Genomic DNA, 17467 nt, shown 5'->3' with positions numbered 1-17467 from the left:
CTTAGTGGCGATTATTATGGTTGTTTCCACCGCTTTGCGGATTGTCGTTATTGTGGCTGCTGCGATTATTACTATGTTTATTGCCAGTATGACCGCTCTCGTTTTCGGTATGGTCCGAAATACCACGATTGGCATGTGCTAGCCGTGCAAAGATCATCCGGCCCGCATCCGTCTGCAACGCACTCGTCACAATGACATCCACTTTTTCGTTGATGTAGAATTTTCCATCTTCAACCACGACCATGGTCCCGTCATCAAGGTAACCAACCCCTTGTTGCCGCTCGCTACCGTTCTTAACCACCATGACGTTCATTTCTTCACCAGGAATAACCCGTGGCTTCAAGGACTTAGCCAATTGATTGATGTTTAAGACTTGAACGTTTTGGAATTCGATCACTTTGTTTAAGTTGTAATCGTTCGTGACGATCACACCGTTGACTTTTTTAGCCAACTGGATGAGCTTACTATCCACTTCTGGAATGTCTTCAAAGTCACCCTCGTACATTTCAACGGGGATAATATTTTCATTTTGAAGCTTGTTTAAAATATCTAGGCCCCGGCGACCCCGGACCCGCTTAATACTATCCGCAGAATCCGCAATGTACTGTAATTCGTACAGGACAAAGTTAGGCACCAGCAACGTGCCTTCCAAAAAGCCCGTCTTGACGATGTCGTAAATTCGACCATCAATCAAAATGTTGGTATCCAAAATCTTGTAATGGTGATAGTTTTTGTCCGGCTGAGCATCCGTAATTTCCGGGTCGGCTTCCTTCTCACGCCGCCGAAAATTAAAGACTTTCCGCCATTCATCGATTCGTGTCGTACCGACCCGGGCACCGATATAGCCAAAAAATAGCATCAAAATAATTGGGATGACCGTGTTCAATAAGAATAACGGACTGCGATTGAATAATTGCGAAATCAGAACCGCGATCAGTAACCCAATAATAAAACCGATACTTCCAAATAATAACGTCATTGGATTTTGCTTCGACAGATTTTTTTCAACCCGGTCCACTAGCCGCACCGCGGCATTCGCTAAGAATAGCGACAGAACCCATAAAACTAACGCTCCCAACACAAAGTTGGTTAAGATGTTATTCACTAGTACGTTTGGTTGCGCCCAAATCGTGTCCCATAAAAACGGCAGGTAAGTTAATCCTAACGTCCCACCGACAACGATAAACACGAGTCGCACCGTTAACTTCTTCATCGCGACGACTCCTTTATAAATTAGTTTGGCTGTTGTAATGCTAACTGTAAGGCTTCCTTCAAGGTCGAAACCCCAATGACATTAATTCCCTTTGGAATATCCCAGCCTTGCAGATTATTCTTCGGGATAAAGATTCGTTCAAAACCAAGTTTGGCCGCTTCACCGACCCGTTGTTCGATCCGGTTAACACGCCGAATTTCACCAGTCAACCCAACTTCACCGACAAAACAATCGGTAGGACGGGTCTGCTGATCACGGTAACTCGAAGCGACGCTGACAGCAATCGCCAAATCAATTGCGGGTTCATCAAGTTTGACCCCGCCGGCCGCCTTCAAATAGGCATCCTGATTTTGTAACATCAAGCTGGCCCGTTTTTCAAGCACGGCCATCAGTAACGACACCCGGTTATGGTCCAAACCACTGGCGGTCCGCTTGGCATTACCAAAGACCGTCGGCGTCACTAACGCCTGAACTTCAACTAAAATTGGGCGCGTCCCTTCCATCGAAACCACGATGGCTGATCCGGTCGCATCTTTTAGCCGTTCTTCCAAGAAAATTTCCGACGGGTTAGCGACTTCGTATAAGCCACCCGTCCGCATTTCAAAGATACCAAGTTCATTAGTAGACCCAAACCGGTTTTTTACGGCCCGCAAGATCCGGTAAGTATGGTGCAAGTCACCTTCAAAGTAGAGCACGGTATCCACCATGTGTTCCAAAATCTTGGGTCCGGCAATAGCGCCACCCTTAGTCACGTGTCCAACAATAAAAATTGTAATTCCGTTCGTTTTTGCAATTTGTAAAAGTTCCGCCGTGATCTCACGAATTTGTGACACCGATCCAATCGCGGAATCCACGTCCGGTTCCTGCATGGTTTGAACTGAATCAATAACCACAAACTCTGGCTTCATTGATTCAATCGTTGCCCGGATATTTGACATATCCGTTTCCGGGTAAAGGTAAAAGTCTTCACTATCGACTGCCAACCGGTCGGCCCGCATCTTAACTTGGGACGCACTTTCTTCACCGGTCACGTACAGTACCGAGCCACCCGTTTCAGCGAGTTGCCCTGAGACTTGTAACAGTAAGGTTGACTTCCCGATGCCGGGGTCCCCACCAATTAAAACTAGGGAGCCTGGCACGACACCGCCACCCAAGACCCGGTTAAACTCTTGAAGCTTCGTCTTGACGCGTGGCGTTTTCGTTAAAGAAACTTCCTTTAACCGTTGGGGCTTCGCCGACTTACCGGCAAAACTGACCCGCGACTTGCGGTCCGGCTTTTTATCAAAGTGTTCTTCAACCAACGTGTTCCACTCGCCACAGTTGGGACAACGCCCAAGATAACGTGGGGTCGAATACCCACAATTAGAACAAACAAACTGGGTCTTCACTTTTGCCACTAAAATTGGCCTCCCATCCGTGCACCGTTTCGGCGCTTAATCGACATTCAATGTACATCACTTTATTTTACCATTATTAACCATTAAAGCCGGTAAATCGCATCAGTTTAATGGATTTTTATCTATTACTACCGCTTCGCCAGACAAAAACAGTGAACCACAGGACCAGTTCCGCCTGATTAGCTGCTTCGCCAGACAGAATTGGTGTGCTTATGAGGGAAAGTTTAGTCTGGAATCTCACTTAAAAACCTCAAAAGACGCCTCTTCAAGTCGTTCCGTAATGTAACCTGACCTAAAATTGACTGAAAAATCTCACTTAGCTGAAAGGCGACCATGATGAAACCCGCTGTGAGGGTGGCGTTAAACGGCGAATTTCCGTTTTACACCACCGACGTCTTGAGAGGCATGCTTTTTGGCTCTCAAGCGAGGCCCAAGACCGCTTTTTGGCTTGGACCGGTCGCCACAGCAGGTGCAATCATGGTCGCCCGAAGCGGAAAGTAACCTCTACTTGTTCGTTGACCCAAAACCACCGGAACGGGTGGTTGTGACGTCGGCTTCGTTATCGGCTGTCAGGTAGTGGGTAAAGATGCCTTGCGCAATGCGTTCACCCTTTTTGATGTGGACGTCGCGAATGCCCATGTTGATCAATTGGACGTAGATGGCCCCTTCATTTTTAGCGTTGTTATAGTAGTCCGCATCGATTACGCCAATCCCATTTGGTAAAATCAGGTTGCGCTTCAACGGGTTGCTGGAGCGGTTCGCCATCAACAAATATTCGCCGTCATTCATGTAGGCCTTAATCCCCGTTGGAACTAAAAATGGCTTTAACGTCTTTGCGGCGGCGTCTAAGTCCGCTTCGGAACTTTTTTCGCCGTGGTGTAGCTGCCACAAAATCTTAATGAAGTTCAGTTTCCAAATCGATGGTAACGTAAAGTCTTCCGCTGCCTCAAAGTCGTATCCAGCCGCTTGCTTCGTTGTCCGATAAGGGACGTGTAATCCTTGGTCAGTGTATGCGCTCACAATCTCAAATCCTCGGGCCATTTTAATTCCTACTTTCAAGTTTAATATGTGACCACATTTTACCACACTTCTACCAGTGGATTCGTTGACAAAATAGGCATTTACCGGTTTAATTAGCTTTAGTTATAAAACCCTTTACAAGGTGGTGACAGCAATGGAATTCACGCGTGAACCGCACCGATTTTTCTTCAACGACGATCAGGGAAAATTAGCTGGTGAAATTACTTTTCCAGCCATCAACGATGATCAGACTTGGGTCATTGAACACACCTTTGTGCGCGACGACTTTGGTCATCAAGGTCTCGCTGCTCAACTGACCGAAGCCGTCATTGACGCTGCACGGGCTGAACACAAACAAATTCAGCCCCTCTGTACCTATGCCAAGGCTTACTTTGATCGTCACCCCGAAGCACAGGATATCTTAGTCACTAAGTCTTAAATAAAGGAGCACGTCTACTAATGAATCAGCAGGATCAATTAAAACAGCTAGTTGGCCAAAAAGCTGTTGAATATATTAAAGATGGCATGCAAGTTGGACTCGGTACCGGTTCAACCGTTAAATTTATGGTCGACGCCCTCGGTGAACGTGTTAAAAACGAACACCTTAACATTGTCGGCGTCTCAACTTCCGAACGGACCGAAGCCCAAGCTAAAAGTTTAGGGATTCCAATGAAGTCCGTCGATGAAGTCGACCACCTCGATTTAACCATTGACGGTGCCGACGAAATCTCCGCTGACTATCAAGGGGTCAAGGGTGGCGGGGCCGCCCTTCTCTTTGAAAAGATCGTTGCCATTAATTCCGATAAAGTTATGTGGATCGTGGACGAAAGTAAAATGGTTAAACAACTCGGTGCGTTTGGTTTACCAGTAGAAGTCATTCCTTATGGGAGCCAACACGTCTTTGAAAAGATGGCTGCCCGCGGTTATAACCCGGTCTTCCGTAAAGTTGACGGCGAATTTGTCCGGACCGACTCCAACAACATCATCATTGATTTGCATATCAATCCCATCACTGATCCCCAGGCACTAGCCGAAGACCTGATTCACATGGTCGGCGTTGTTGAACACGGGCTATTCCTTGATATGGTCAACACAGTAATCGTCGGTCATGCCGATGGTCCCGAAGTACTTGAAGCCCGTCCATAAACTTTCCTTTCACGGATTGCTTGTCGACGCCTTCAGAAACCGATACAATGAGAATAAGATTAAAGGAGCGTGATTTTTTGAGTAAAGAAATTAGTATGAACCAGATTGCCAATTTTCAAGCCGATTTAGATCAACACGCCGATGCAAAAGTCATCGAACGTAGCGTGACCAAGAACGGTATCTTAGCAAGCAGTCAGGATATTCAAGCAATGAGCCAAATCACCCCGGTATTTTCAATTGATTTGGACACCGGTGACGTGGCTAACCAAAAGCAAAGTGGCCGTTGCTGGATGTTCGCCGCATTGAACACGATGCGTCACGACTTAGCTGAAAAGTTCAACTTAAAGCATTTTGAATTATCTCAGAACTACACTTTCTTCTGGGACAAGTTTGAAAAGGCCAACTATTTCTACGAAAACGTCTTAGCAACTGCTGACCAACCAACTAGCAGCCGGAAAGTTGCTTGGTTAATGACCACCCCACAACAAGACGGTGGCCAATGGGACATGCTCGTTGCGATCATCCAAAAATATGGGATCGTTCCTAAGAGCGTGATGCCTGAAACCTACAACAGTTCAAAGTCCGCTGAAATCAATGCAACGTTGAACTTAAAGTTACGTAAAGACGCCGTTGAACTCCGTGAATTAGTCGCAGCTGGGACTAGTGCTGACGCTATTCAAGACCGTAAGGAAAAAATGTTGAATGAAGTTTACCGGATGTTATCTTACGCATTTGGCGAACCCGCTACCGAATTCGACTGGGAATACCGCGATGACAACAAACAATATCACATCGACCAAGGCTTGACGCCACAAAGCTTCTTCAAGAAGTACATTGGCTGGAACTTGGACGACTACGTTTCAATCATCAACGCCCCAACCGATGACAAGCCATACAACCACACCTACACGATTGAAATGTTAGGTAACGTTTTAGGCGGCCGTGAAGTTAAGCATTTGAACGTCTCAATGGCAGACTTCAAGCAACTCGCCATCAACCAACTCAAAGCGGGCCAAAGTGTTTGGTTCGGTTGTGACGTTGGTAAGTCTTCTGACCGTCAAAAGGGTGTTATGGCCATGGACGTCTACAACCAAGATGAATTATTCGACGTTGACTTGTCCATGTCTAAAGCAGAACGTTTGGACTACGGTCAAAGCTTAATGACCCACGCAATGGTCATCACCGGTGTCGACCTAGTCAACGGCCAACCAACTAAATGGAAGGTCGAAAACAGCTGGGGTGACAAAGTCGGAACGAAGGGCTTCTTCGTGATGAGTGACGCTTGGATGGATGAATACTGCTACCAAGTCGTTGTTAACAAACAATTCTTACCTGATGAATTGAAAAAGGCACAAGCAGAAGAACCAACAATCTTAGCACCTTGGGATCCAATGGGCGCTTTAGCTTAATCACATTTGCATCATGATAAAAACACACGGGACACTCACTGGCAAACATTGCCGTGAGTGTCCCGTGTGTTTTTTTAATCCTAAAGGTTGCAAGTTAATTTCAAGAATTAATTACAGCTGTATCAATATCTAAGCCATGAGAATAGCGATTCCGGTTGCCACTGATGACATGCGGTCGTGGGACCATCCCCCACAGCATACCAGCCCTGGCCAGCGGAGCGGATAATTTTGGCATAACTACTGTTACTGTTTCAGTACTGATAGAGCCTTTAAGGCTTAGAATTCTTCTTTACCCGTAATGTTCAACTGGTCATCCATGTGGTAACAAATTGGGACTCCGTTGGCCACTTCGACCCCATCAATCCCCGTATCACTAATCTGTTCGAGGTACTTGATCATCGCACGTAACGTACTACCGTGTGCCACGACTAGCTGATTTTGTCCATCTAACAACCGTGGTGCAATCATATTGATCCAGTACGGCATGATACGGTCGTACGCCATCTTTAGGCTTTCACCGCGGGGTTCAATGTTTGGCCCGTACTTCATGTAACGCCGGTCATGATCCAGTTCAGCCGCCGTCAATAATGGGGGTACCGTATAAAAACTTCGCCGCCATTTTTGAACTTGTGCCTTACCGTATTCTTGGCGGGTAGCGTCCTTATTTTGTCCACGCAACGCGCCGTAGTGTCGTTCATTCAGGCGCCACGTTTTATACTCCGGCAACCATGCTTGATCGATCTCATCCAACATAATGTTGGCCGTAACGATTGCGCGCTTTAAAACCGACGTGTGGACTGCGCCAAACTGAATGCCGGTTTCTCGTAGCCGTTTGCCTGCATGGTGAGCCTGCATAATACCAACGTCCGTCAGCGGTACGTCACTCCAGCCCGTATACGTATTATCGCGATTCGCCGTACTCTCACCGTGTCGTACCAATACCAGTTCTGTCATTCTCTACACCTGCCATATTAATTACTTCTAATCATAATCGATTTAACCTGTTTTTCAAAGTCGGAACTGTCTTACTATCAATTAAAAAGAACGGCTAAACTAGCGTCACCACTAAGTTTAACCGTTCTCAAAGCTTTAATTATCAGTCTTCCTGATTCGAAATGGCGTTAGAGTGCTGAGCCAACTTGAGTGCTTCAGCATCCCCATCCGTTTCAGACTGCGCAACCTTGCCCATGGCACTGGCGCGTTCTCTGAACCGATTACCAACAAAGGTCACGACTGACCCAATCAGGATCACAACAATCCCAATCACCGTCGTGAGTACAATTTGTTCCCGTAAGATCAGCGCAGCTAAAATTGGCGCTAATCCCGGTTTGATAAAGAAGACCAGTGAAGCCGTCGACACGTCGGTTTTTTCCATTGCCAAGAAATAAAAGGCAAAGCCACCACCCGTGACACAGACCCCAATAAAGAATAATAACCAGAAATATTGCATATTAACATTTACAAGTACCGGAATAGCAGCAAACTGGCGCAACCCGATGGCGGTTAACCCCGAAGCTACCGCCGGAATTTTTGTAATCAACGCTAGAACCAATAGTTCAAACGCGCCCGCAAAAAATGTGAAACACGTCATCGTCAACCCGTTCAGTCCCCGTTTAACGGAACCGTACCGCGAAACAATACTATATAGACCAAACGTAACGGCTGAACCGATTGCTAAAACCAATCCCAATCCGTTCGTCAAATGGGCTGGGTTCACAATAATTAATAACCCAATCACCGAAATAATCACAGAAATTAAATTAGCTCGGCCTAACCGTTCGTGCAGAATCAGGTAGGAGAAGAGCAACGCAAAGACCGGATTACAGCTGAATAACACGGCCACCGTCGACGCTTTGTCTACCGTAATGGCTAATTGGTACAACGACATGCTGACGATTACACAGATCAACCCAGTCAGAGCAAAGAGTCGCCAGTCGGCTCCAACTAAACGCCGACCTGACTTTTTAAGCGCACTCAGCGCAAATGGCAACAGGACAACTGCCCCAATGAAAAATCGAATTAAGTTCAATTGAATCGGATTAAAGGCGCTACCGGCCATCTTTAGTGCAATCTCCATTGAACTGAACATCAACGTTGAAATTGCAATGTAAAGATATGCTTTCTTCACGAAACGTTCGCTTCCTTCTTAACAAAAATTTAATAGTCACGCGTTTCAGTATAGCACCATTTTCAAAACCTTTTCAAACTAGTTAATGAGATTCGACTGAACAACCACCATTAAAATCGGGATCACGATTAAACTCAGGAGCGTGGTTTCCGTCACCATCACGGCCGCGTAATCGGCATCGGCACCGTAGAGTTTTGACACGACCGGCGCGTTGGTCATAACTGGCATGGCGGATTGTAAGATAAAGACTTGTTTCATTTCAACTGGAATGGACATTGGGATAAGCATTAACGTCATCAGGACGGGCGCAAAGATGAAGCGTCCGAGTAAGATCCCAATACTGTCGCGGTCAAAGCGCATACTGCTCAAGCCAGCGTTAGCCATGGAAATCCCAATAAAGAGCATCGAGAGTGGAACCGTTAAGCCCCCAATGTAAGAGAAGTCATCCATTAAGAAACTTGGCAATTTGATCCGCCATAAGACGATCAGGACCCCGATCATAAAGCCTAACAATGGCGGTGAGAAAATCTTTTTGAGGGTCTGCTTCAAATCAAACTTAGCAGCCCCCACCCCGTCGCGTTGAATCAGGTAAACTCCGATCGTCCAAAAAATCGTCGTGTTAGCCATGTAGTACACCAATACGTACGGTAAGGCACTACTCCCAAACAACGCCTCGTTAACGGGTAACCCGATAAAAACAGTATTGGAGTTAAAAAACATCGACGAGAAAAGCCCCCGATGACTCTTCTTGATGTTTAAAGCCCGCATCACCCCGAACGAGATCCCGAATAAAATTGCCATGTTAAGGACGGGAAAACGCAGTCCAGGCAAGGTATCTAACAACTTTTGCGCGGTGAACTGCTTCGTGATCGTTGCAATCATGTAAGCGGGTAACGCAATCTGTGTGACGAGTCGCGCGACTAATTTAGTTGAATCCTCGCTAAACCAGCCCCAGCGCGCTAATAAATAACCAACGGCAATCATAATGATAATCGTCATGACGCCTTGAATGCTATGTAAAAATGTCTGTAAAACTTGCATTTTTCACACTCCTTTCACTGAAAAATAATAATTCGATGAGAACCTTACCAGTATACCACTGTTTTTTAGGTAGCTAATTGCAATTTCCGTATGAAAACGTTTGACGTTCTGGATAATTTTATTTATAGTGTTCTATAATTGTGTACTGACTGATATGGTTCATTTATTGACCAGTTGATTGTTAAAATCTTATTAAGTCAGCCGTTTTTCAGACCAAAAGTCTGCTATCCGTCCTAGAATAGAATTGGTGAAAATACGAAATGATGAGGAACGATTATGTCAGAAAATAATAACGATAATGGAATGGGGCCCCGCGAGCGGCGCTATCGGCAGCAACAACAACGCAATCCACATTTAAAACCACACAAGAAACGGACTTGGCTAGTCGGCTTACTGATTGCGTTAGGCGTGCTCTTAGTCGCCGGTGCTTACTGGGGAACAAAGACTTGGAACGCCGCTAAAGATACGATGAATACCACGTTTCAGGCAACCGGGGCTTCCAAATCCCGGAACGTCGACGCCGTCATTAAACAGGGGAAGCCGTTTTCAATCCTTCTGTTAGGGACTGATACGGGTGCCTTGGGACGAGGGAAAGATTTCTCGGCCAGAACGGATACGATGATCATCGCAACCATCAATCCTAAAAAGGAAAGCATGTCACTGACTAGTATTCCTCGTGATACGCAAGTGATGATCGATGGTCAGTCCCAGAAGATCAACGCGGCCTATACGGTTGGCGGCGCGAGTGGTGCCGTTAAATCCGTTGAAAAACTAGTTAACGTTCCGATTGATTTCTACGCTTTAATCAACATGGGTGGTTTGAAACAGATCATCAACGCGATGGGTGGTGTGACCATTACGCCAAAGATGACCTTTAAATATGGTCACGTTAACGTTAAAAAAGGTGTTAAGACGAAGTTGAACGGTGCGGCAGCCCTTGATTACTCCCGGATGCGTTACGATGATCCCCTCGGTGACTACGGTCGGCAGAAACGCCAACGCCAAATTATCATGGCGATGGTTAGTCAATCTAACTCACTAGGCTCGATTGCTAACATTGAAAAAATTACGAAGCAACTCTCTAACAACATGCGGACCGATTTAACTTGGAACGACATGGTTACTTTAGATACGAAGTATAAGAACGCGTCTCACCATGCCAAGACTTATACGTTACAAGGAACGGATGCCATGATTGATGGTCTTTCTTACCAAGTTGCTTCCGCTTCCCAACGTTACAAGATTTCTAAGAAATTACGGACTCAATTGCAGCTTTCAACCAGTAGCATCTCTGAATCCGACTTTACGGATACCGCTTCAATCACGACTGGCAGCAGCAGTAGCTCCGACAGTTCTGATTCGTCCAGCACGACCTCGGATAGCACGCAACAAACTACTACTGACAGTACCACAACGCAGGATGCAACAACGACCAAGGACACACAGTATTAAAACTGATTAAACAAACTAGACCACAATTAAGTATCTAAAACTCAAATACCCGTTCAGAAATGTTAACTATTTCTGGACGGGTATTTTTTTATGCACGCTTCATCCTTTAGTTAAATGATTAGGGTGATGATCCAGCCAATACGAATACCAGACCACGGCTGAAGCCCCTGGCACTATGACACTAATCAGAACTACCGGTAGCGCCGCCGTTGGCCACCAACTACTCATAATCAGGCAGAGGACACCGCTGCCAAAAAAGAACCACCCACCTAACACGTTAGTTTTACGCCAAATGATTGGCGAACGATACGTCCAAGGAACCCGAATCCCCAGTATCCCGTTTTGCGGTGCATCCACGCATAGGATCCCCATAAAACTGATTACTAGGCCATTCAACACACCTTGGGGTGATATTTTTAATCCAATGGGCCCAAAAATCACCAAACCACTATAAATAAACCACGCAATCGCCCAGTGCTCCGCGACTTGCCAGGCCGTCCAATGGTAGGTCGAGGCTGCGATAAACGGCGTCACCAAGGAAAGGATATACGTAATTGTCACGACAGCCAAGACTTCAAGCGTTAAATGAAGTTGCCGCCATCCCACCGGTTTCGGGAGCCACAACCAGATCAGCATTAAACTATTTAAGCCGGAAAAAATTAACGCACGCCAGCGCCATTTTTCAATGCTTGACATGCAGACCACCACTTTTCAGTTATGTGCCATGAAGTAAATCGCACCTAAAACGGTCAGGACGGCTACACCTAGCAAGTAACCATAAAACCATTTCTCACTGAGTGAATACGTCTTGACCCCGCTAACCGTTTTCGCCATGCACGCAAAAAAAATGACGATGATTGGATAGATTCCTAAGCCAACCGTGCTAGCGGCCACCCAATTATGACCAGCTGTTGGCTGGCTTGTACTGATACAAAATCCCATAATTAGCGTTCCTAAAAATACCCACGTCGGCAAAACCACACCAATTTTTCGCATTGCTTCGTCCCCCTATGTTTTTAGCTTTACCCAAGCTAAAGATACCATAGTGGGCCTGCGTTGACGACCGTCTGCCTACCCTACCGACTAAATTCCACCGTTTAGCCTAAGTATACGGACATTTTATTCACCCCCCATACATAAAATTTTGTTTGTCTACTTAGCAATCAAACCATTACTAGATATTCAAAACCACGCGCAAAAACAGCTCAGCTTTTGCGCGTGGTTTAATATGCTTTATTCACTTTAATTAATCGGCCAAGCATCCAACAAGTGCTGAAATTTAGCTTCACGTTGGGCAATCAGTGCGGGGCCATCCCACTGACTCAAGTCCCGTAGTTGCGCTTCAATCAAGCTGATTAGGGTGTCCACCAACTTCGGCGTTTCATGCGAAACCACTTGATCGACTAACCCGCGTTCAGTCAGTTCCGTCGCCGTCATGGGCAACAGGTCAATCGCATCGCTAACGGTCTGTTGTCCGTGCAAAATTGCGGCCACGGCTTCGGGCGACGCTACGTTAAATAACGCGTCGTCTAACATGATGATCCGGTTAGCGTTGGCAAAGCCTAACGCACCACCACTGTGGCCTTCCCCGAGAAAAATCACTAAGTTAGGAACCGTTAACTGTCCCGTCGCCGCAATCAAGTCGGCAATCGCTTGGCTCTGACCGAACCGTTCCGACATGGGACTGGCGTCCGCCCCCGGCATGTTGATCAAACTAACGACCGGTAACCCAAACTTTTGCGCGTGCTGAACCACCCGTAAAGCGGTTCGGTAACCAGGGACCGTCAACGCCCCGCCATTTTTATTACGCCGACTGGTGAGGTCACTGCCCCGGTCAACGCCCAAAACGGCTAACTGTTGACCAATCGCCGTTTTGCCAAATCCGGCCGTCAACGCGTCGTCTTGGCCTAATAACCGGTCCCCACGCTGGTACACCATGGTTGGCAGCAACGCCTTGATGATCGTCGGCGCACTGATTCGGTCCGCAGCCCGGAGTCGCTTTAATCGTTCATCCATGGTACTGGTCCCCTTTCAGATCGTAGCTTGCCAAAACGGTCGCTAAATATTGGGAAAGTTGTGGTCGGGCAACGACCGCATCTAGCATCCCATGTTCAAATAAACTTTCCGCCGTTTGAAAGTCTGCGGGTAAGTCGACTGGCATCGTCTGCTGAATCACGCGGGCACCGGCAAACCCAATCTTAGCACCGGCTTCCGCTACGACGACGTCACCCTTGAAGGCGAAACTTGCCGACACGCCACCCATAGTCGGATCGGTCAAAACCGTAATCAGCGGCAAGGGTGATGCGGCTAGGCGGGCGAGTTCTGCCAAAACTAAATTCATCCCGACTAACGCGTAGAGCCCCTCTTGCATGCGAGCACCGCCCGAAGTCGTGACGAGAATCAATGGCAATTGCCGTTTCCGCGCAACCTGGCTCGCCGCCACGATGCGCCGTGTCACGACCGTGTTCAACGTCCCCATCATGAAATAACTGTCCATGACGGCTACGACGGCCGGATGCTGATCAATTGTAGCGACGCCGGTCACAACCGCTTCAGTCGACGTCGTCCGCTCCTGTGCTCGTGCCAATTTTTGGTCATACGCGGGAAAATCCAGCGCATTCACTGGTCGTTCGGGCATCGGTAACGGTTGAAAACTAGCCGCATCGACTAACAGGTCAATGCGTTGCTCTGCTGTCAGTCGTTGCCAGTGTTTGCAGTACGGACATTGCCGAAACGGTCCCCACTGACTGTGATGAACGTGGCGGCCGCAAGCGACGCACGTCGTCCACGTTCCTGTCTTTGGATAGTGCGTCATTTTTCAACCTCCCAACGACCTAAGCTGTGAATCGAATACTGGTCACGTTCATATTCAGGACGGGCAACCGTTGCCCGCAAAAAAGCTAGGTCGGTTTCTGGACCGACTAGCTGAACCGCAGCTAAAGCTCGTTGCAAATTTTGAACCGCAACCTGACGCGTCGGTCCCGTGACCATCAGCTTAGCAATCAGCCCATCATACATCGTCACCAAGTGGTCCCCCACCCGATAACCAGTGTCGACACGGACATCGGGTGACCAGTTCAGTTGCGCAATTTCAGTTTGCCGAATCGGCAGCGTCGCCGAAATCCGCGCTTCAATCGCCGTACACTGTGGGTGTAAACCGACGTTCTCGTCGACTTCAACGGCCAATCCCGCAGCTTGCTTAATTTGCGCCTGCACGATGTCGATGCCCGTTGTTAACTCGGTCACCCCGTGTTCAACTTGCAACCGGGTATTCATTTCCATAAAGTAAAACCGGCCATTTGAGAATAAAAATTCAACCGTTCCTAAGCTTTGATAGTGCGTTCCAGCGAGTAGTTGGCGTGTCAACTGGTACAACTCCTGGCGCTGCTCCGTCGATAAAATACTTGCCGGACTTTCTTCAAACACTTTTTGTTTGTGTAACTGCAAACTGCAGTCACGATCGCCTAGGATCAGTAGCCCCGTCGCCGTTCCAAGCACCTGAACTTCAATGTGCCGGGCGCGGTTAAGGTAGTGTTCTAAGTACATTGAATCATCTAAAAAAGACGCAACGGCTTCTTGGCGCGCCGTTCGTAACTGCTGGTGAAGTTTTTTGACGTCCGCAATTACGCGGATCCCCTTACCCCCGCCACCATGACTGGCTTTCAAGACTAGTGGAAAACCTAATCGTTGCGCAAGGGGCTTAATGCTGGTCCATCCAAGCCCCTGGAGTGAATGCCCAGATAGCACGGGCACCCCCTGTTTGCGCGCAAAATCCTTCGCACGGGATTTATCCCCCATTAACTTAATCTGGGCCGTTTGTGGTCCAATCCACGTAATACCGCACTCGGCACACATTTCAGCAAACTCAGCATTTTCTGACAAAAAACCGTAACCGGGATGAATGGCATCCGCATGCGTGTTCAGGGCCGCCATTAAAATTGCTTCGGCGTTTAAGTACGACGCACTCGCCGCGGCCGGGCCAATGCAGACCACCTCGTCGGCAAGCTGTGTATACCAAGCGCCCCGATCAGCCGTGGAGCAGACCGCGACCGTTTGAATATTTAGTTCCCGGCAGGCCTTAATGATTCGAACGGCAATCTCCCCGCGGTTGGCAATTAAAAGCTTGCGAAACATACTTACCGGTCCTTTCGCACTGTAAATAGCGGTTGTTCAAATTCGACCGCCGTATCATCCGCCACTAAAATGGCCGTTAATTGGCCCGCAACGGGACTCGTTAACGGATTGAATAACTTCATACTTTCAATCTGGCCCAGCTCCTGACCCGCTGTAACGGTCTGGCCAACCTTCAAATCACTGACTAAGTGAACAACACCCACCATTGGGCTTTTAACACTAACCTCAAGATTGTCTGCACTAGTTGCTGGTGTCGTCGACTGTACCGTATCGTTAGTCTTATCGTTTGACTTCGTGACTTCAATTTCAAGTTCGCCAGCTTTGACCCGAATCTGTTGGTAGCCTTCGCGCGCATACTTTTCGACTAGTCGGTCTAAATCTTTCAATTCCATAGTTGCACCCCTACTTTTTAATCAAAACGGAACCATAGGCCAAACCGCCACCAAATGCGGTCAACAAGGTCGGTCCGGTCATGTGATCAAAGACTTCCGCCAAGGCCATCGCCACCCCCGCTGAAGACGTGTTGCCTAGCCGTTCAACGTTATGTGGAAACTTCGCCATTGGTAACGCTAAGTTAGCCGCAATCTTTTCAATAATCCGTAAGTTCGCTTGGTGACAAATAACATATTGAAGGTCACTTGGTTGCACGTTCGCCGTTTTAAGTAACGTCTTCATCTGCTCAGGAACCACGTTAGTTGCAAACTGGAAGACTTCGCGACCATTTTGATAAAACGCGTCGGTTTGCGGATAGTTGCTGGCCGCAACCTTAGTTATCGGGCGCACCCGGCCAGAGTGAATGACTTCCGCGTTCCCCTGCGTCTGTAATTTTTCTGCTAATAGACTATTCTCGTTAGCGTTGGTCGTCGCTTGTAACAACGCACCGCCAGCCCCGTCGCCAAAGAAAACTGCGGCGGTCCGGTCTTGAAAGTCCATCATCTTGGAATTCACTTCGGCACTAATCACCATCACATTTTGATACTGACCGCTACGAACGAACTTATCCGCCGTTGCCAAACCAAACGTAAATCCCGCACAGGCGGCACTCATATCAAACGCAAAGGCGTTGTCGGCACCAATGTTAGCCTGAACGATACAAGCAGTGGCCGGCGTTAACGCGTCGGGCGTAATCGTCGTCACAATGATAAGGTCAATATCGGTTGCGGCCACGCTACTTTTGGTCAATAATTGCTGCGCAACTTGGGTAGCCAGGTCCGAAGTGTTTTCTTGATCCATGGCAAAGTGCCGGGTCTTAATTCCGGTATGCGCTTGAATCCACTCATCATTAGTATCCATGATTGTCGCTAATTCATCGTTATCAACGACCCGTTTTGGAACGTACTGTCCCATCGCCGTGATTTTTGTATAAGTTGGCATTTTATTTATTCCCCGTTGCTTTCTATCTCGTTATCAAATCAATTATATTAATTTTATCAATAAAAGCCCGTTGGTCAAAGCCAGCGACCGCTTTTTTAGGCAAATCCTTATATTCGATCCCCATAATAAATAAAACAGTGACACCAACCGGCATAACGGTCAGCAATCACTGCTCACTTAACTAATTAACGGGTGCTTCAAAGCCATTCTTAGATAGCAATGGCATGACGTCGACTTTTTTATCAGTCGGCACTTTCTGAGCAAAAATTGGTAAGCCCGCGGCATGAATCTTATACAACGCATCGGCTTCAGCTGGGCCGACCGCAATCGCGTTGGTCACCATGACCATCCCAGCCGTATAAGCCAAGCTCCCAATGTCTACCCCGGTCGCGCTAAAATCAATTCCGCCCGCAACTAACCGGGCCATATTTTGTGGCGTGTCCGTTAAAACTAACGGTTTGACCCCGTCAAATAGCGGATTTCGATATATTTCAATCATTTTATCAACCGTAATGACATTCGCCTTGACCCCCGGCGGCGTGGCCTGGACAATCAACATCTTGCGTAACGTATCCTGCGCAACCGTATCCGATACCACTAAAATGCGGTTCGGATTCACACTTCTAGTCCAAACGGTCGCAACCTGACCGTGTAATAGGCGACTGTCAATCCGGGCTAAGCGGATCTCCATCGTCATAGTATCTCATCTTTCTCGCTATCTTGAAGTAAATCGAGATGTTTAATCCCAATCTTACCGGTTTCTTCCAAGTGCGCAATCACTTCGTTCAATGGTTTGTCCCGCACCGTATAAGCTTCAATCAGCATCGGCAGGTTCAAACCGGTAATTAACCCCATCCGATCAACGTGTTCGGCAACGATTCGACTCGCCGCGTTGAACGGTGAGCCTCCCCATAAATCGACCAAAAACAAGACTTGATCATCGGCATCAAAACGAGCAATCGCCGCTGCTAGACTTTTACTTAAATCTTCAGGTTCTTCATCCAACTGGAAGGTCACAACTTGAACTTTCTCTTGTGGCCCAAAAATCATGTAGGAAGAGTCCACTACCCCTTGAGCAAATTTACCATGACTGACTACGACAAACGCTAACATCGAAAATCTCCTCCTTTTGATTTAACCCATTCATAGAAAT

General features: G+C 47.5%; 19 protein-coding genes. 4 read left to right on the top strand and 15 right to left on the bottom strand.

The window, feature by feature from the left end; genetic code table 11:
* Nucleotide 1 precedes the first annotated feature (1 nt).
* The 3 genes from AAA939_RS07345 to AAA939_RS07335 form a co-directional block, all read right to left on the bottom strand.
* Entirely contained in the window at nucleotides 2–1213 is a 1212-nt protein-coding gene (locus AAA939_RS07345) for a PIN/TRAM domain-containing protein (RefSeq protein ID WP_338210275.1), read from the bottom strand.
* Nucleotides 1214–1233: 20 nt separating this feature from the next.
* Entirely contained in the window at nucleotides 1234–2610 is a 1377-nt protein-coding gene (gene radA, locus AAA939_RS07340) for a DNA repair protein RadA (protein ID WP_057706910.1), read from the bottom strand.
* A gap of 504 nt (nucleotides 2611–3114) precedes the next feature.
* Complete coding sequence (locus AAA939_RS07335; protein WP_338210272.1) at nucleotides 3115–3651, bottom strand: dCTP deaminase/dUTPase family protein; 537 nt, start codon at nucleotides 3649–3651, stop codon at nucleotides 3115–3117.
* Between the two features lie 121 nt (nucleotides 3652–3772).
* Here AAA939_RS07335 and AAA939_RS07330 point away from each other — a divergent pair, with 121 nt between their 5' ends.
* From AAA939_RS07330 to AAA939_RS07320, 3 genes are all read left to right on the top strand, one after another.
* The gene (locus AAA939_RS07330; RefSeq protein ID WP_338210270.1) at nucleotides 3773–4069 is read left to right on the top strand and encodes a GNAT family N-acetyltransferase; all 297 of its coding nucleotides are present in this window, start codon (nucleotides 3773–3775) and stop codon (nucleotides 4067–4069) included.
* A gap of 20 nt (nucleotides 4070–4089) precedes the next feature.
* On the top strand, nucleotides 4090–4776 hold the full coding sequence (gene rpiA / locus AAA939_RS07325) for a ribose-5-phosphate isomerase RpiA (protein ID WP_338210268.1): 687 nt from the start codon (nucleotides 4090–4092) through the stop codon (nucleotides 4774–4776).
* Between the two features lie 77 nt (nucleotides 4777–4853).
* Nucleotides 4854–6185 carry a C1 family peptidase gene (locus AAA939_RS07320; RefSeq protein WP_338210266.1) on the top strand — a complete coding sequence of 444 codons (1332 nt, stop codon included), beginning with the start codon at nucleotides 4854–4856 and terminating at the stop codon, nucleotides 6183–6185.
* 276 nt (nucleotides 6186–6461) lie between these two features.
* On the opposite strand, the gene AAA939_RS07315 is transcribed toward AAA939_RS07320, so the two are convergent.
* The 3 genes from AAA939_RS07315 to AAA939_RS07305 all read right to left on the bottom strand — a co-directional run bounded on the left by AAA939_RS07315 (nucleotide 6462) and on the right by AAA939_RS07305 (nucleotide 9354).
* Nucleotides 6462–7139: a 2,3-bisphosphoglycerate-dependent phosphoglycerate mutase gene (locus AAA939_RS07315; protein ID WP_338210265.1), complete on the bottom strand. Its 678-nt coding sequence runs from the start codon at nucleotides 7137–7139 to the stop codon at nucleotides 6462–6464.
* 142 nt (nucleotides 7140–7281) lie between these two features.
* A complete protein-coding gene (locus tag AAA939_RS07310; protein ID WP_338210263.1) occupies nucleotides 7282–8313 on the bottom strand; it encodes a DMT family transporter in 1032 nt (343 codons plus the stop codon).
* Nucleotides 8314–8391: 78 nt separating this feature from the next.
* Nucleotides 8392–9354 (bottom strand): AEC family transporter, encoded by a 963-nt coding sequence (locus AAA939_RS07305; RefSeq protein ID WP_338210261.1) that lies wholly within the window; start codon nucleotides 9352–9354, stop codon nucleotides 8392–8394.
* 276 nt (nucleotides 9355–9630) lie between these two features.
* Here AAA939_RS07305 and AAA939_RS07300 point away from each other — a divergent pair, with 276 nt between their 5' ends.
* A complete protein-coding gene (locus AAA939_RS07300; protein ID WP_338210259.1) occupies nucleotides 9631–10806 on the top strand; it encodes an LCP family protein in 1176 nt (391 codons plus the stop codon).
* A 99-nt stretch (nucleotides 10807–10905) separates the two neighbouring features.
* On the opposite strand, the gene AAA939_RS07295 is transcribed toward AAA939_RS07300, so the two are convergent.
* The 9 genes from AAA939_RS07295 to AAA939_RS07255 all read right to left on the bottom strand — a co-directional run bounded on the left by AAA939_RS07295 (nucleotide 10906) and on the right by AAA939_RS07255 (nucleotide 17427).
* The gene (locus AAA939_RS07295; protein ID WP_338210257.1) at nucleotides 10906–11502 is read right to left on the bottom strand and encodes an SdpI family protein; all 597 of its coding nucleotides are present in this window, start codon (nucleotides 11500–11502) and stop codon (nucleotides 10906–10908) included.
* A 15-nt stretch (nucleotides 11503–11517) separates the two neighbouring features.
* The gene (locus AAA939_RS07290; RefSeq protein WP_338210255.1) at nucleotides 11518–11802 is read right to left on the bottom strand and encodes a LasU family protein; all 285 of its coding nucleotides are present in this window, start codon (nucleotides 11800–11802) and stop codon (nucleotides 11518–11520) included.
* Nucleotides 11803–12048: 246 nt separating this feature from the next.
* Entirely contained in the window at nucleotides 12049–12822 is a 774-nt protein-coding gene (locus AAA939_RS07285; RefSeq protein WP_338210253.1) for a carboxyl transferase domain-containing protein, read from the bottom strand.
* Nucleotides 12815–13621 carry an acetyl-CoA carboxylase carboxyltransferase subunit beta gene (locus tag AAA939_RS07280; RefSeq protein ID WP_338210251.1) on the bottom strand — a complete coding sequence of 269 codons (807 nt, stop codon included), beginning with the start codon at nucleotides 13619–13621 and terminating at the stop codon, nucleotides 12815–12817. Before AAA939_RS07280 ends, AAA939_RS07285 begins: the two co-directional genes overlap by 8 nt.
* Entirely contained in the window at nucleotides 13618–14940 is a 1323-nt protein-coding gene (locus AAA939_RS07275; RefSeq protein ID WP_338210250.1) for an acetyl-CoA carboxylase biotin carboxylase subunit, read from the bottom strand. The genes AAA939_RS07280 and AAA939_RS07275 overlap by 4 nt, the downstream gene beginning before the upstream one ends.
* A gap of 2 nt (nucleotides 14941–14942) precedes the next feature.
* Nucleotides 14943–15332 carry an acetyl-CoA carboxylase biotin carboxyl carrier protein gene (locus tag AAA939_RS07270; RefSeq protein WP_338210249.1) on the bottom strand — a complete coding sequence of 130 codons (390 nt, stop codon included), beginning with the start codon at nucleotides 15330–15332 and terminating at the stop codon, nucleotides 14943–14945.
* 10 nt (nucleotides 15333–15342) lie between these two features.
* The gene (locus AAA939_RS07265) at nucleotides 15343–16314 is read right to left on the bottom strand and encodes a ketoacyl-ACP synthase III (protein ID WP_338210247.1); all 972 of its coding nucleotides are present in this window, start codon (nucleotides 16312–16314) and stop codon (nucleotides 15343–15345) included.
* A gap of 181 nt (nucleotides 16315–16495) precedes the next feature.
* Nucleotides 16496–17011 (bottom strand): PTS sugar transporter subunit IIB, encoded by a 516-nt coding sequence (locus AAA939_RS07260; protein ID WP_338210246.1) that lies wholly within the window; start codon nucleotides 17009–17011, stop codon nucleotides 16496–16498.
* The gene (locus AAA939_RS07255; protein ID WP_338210244.1) at nucleotides 17008–17427 is read right to left on the bottom strand and encodes a PTS sugar transporter subunit IIA; all 420 of its coding nucleotides are present in this window, start codon (nucleotides 17425–17427) and stop codon (nucleotides 17008–17010) included. The genes AAA939_RS07260 and AAA939_RS07255 overlap by 4 nt, the downstream gene beginning before the upstream one ends.
* Nucleotides 17428–17467: the final 40 nt, after the last annotated feature.

Origin of the sequence: Lactiplantibacillus paraxiangfangensis (assembly GCF_036246185.1) — a bacterium.
Classification (GTDB): Bacteria; Bacillota; Bacilli; order Lactobacillales; family Lactobacillaceae; genus Lactiplantibacillus; species Lactiplantibacillus paraxiangfangensis.
This window is presented reverse-complemented; position numbering and strand designations above follow the sequence as displayed.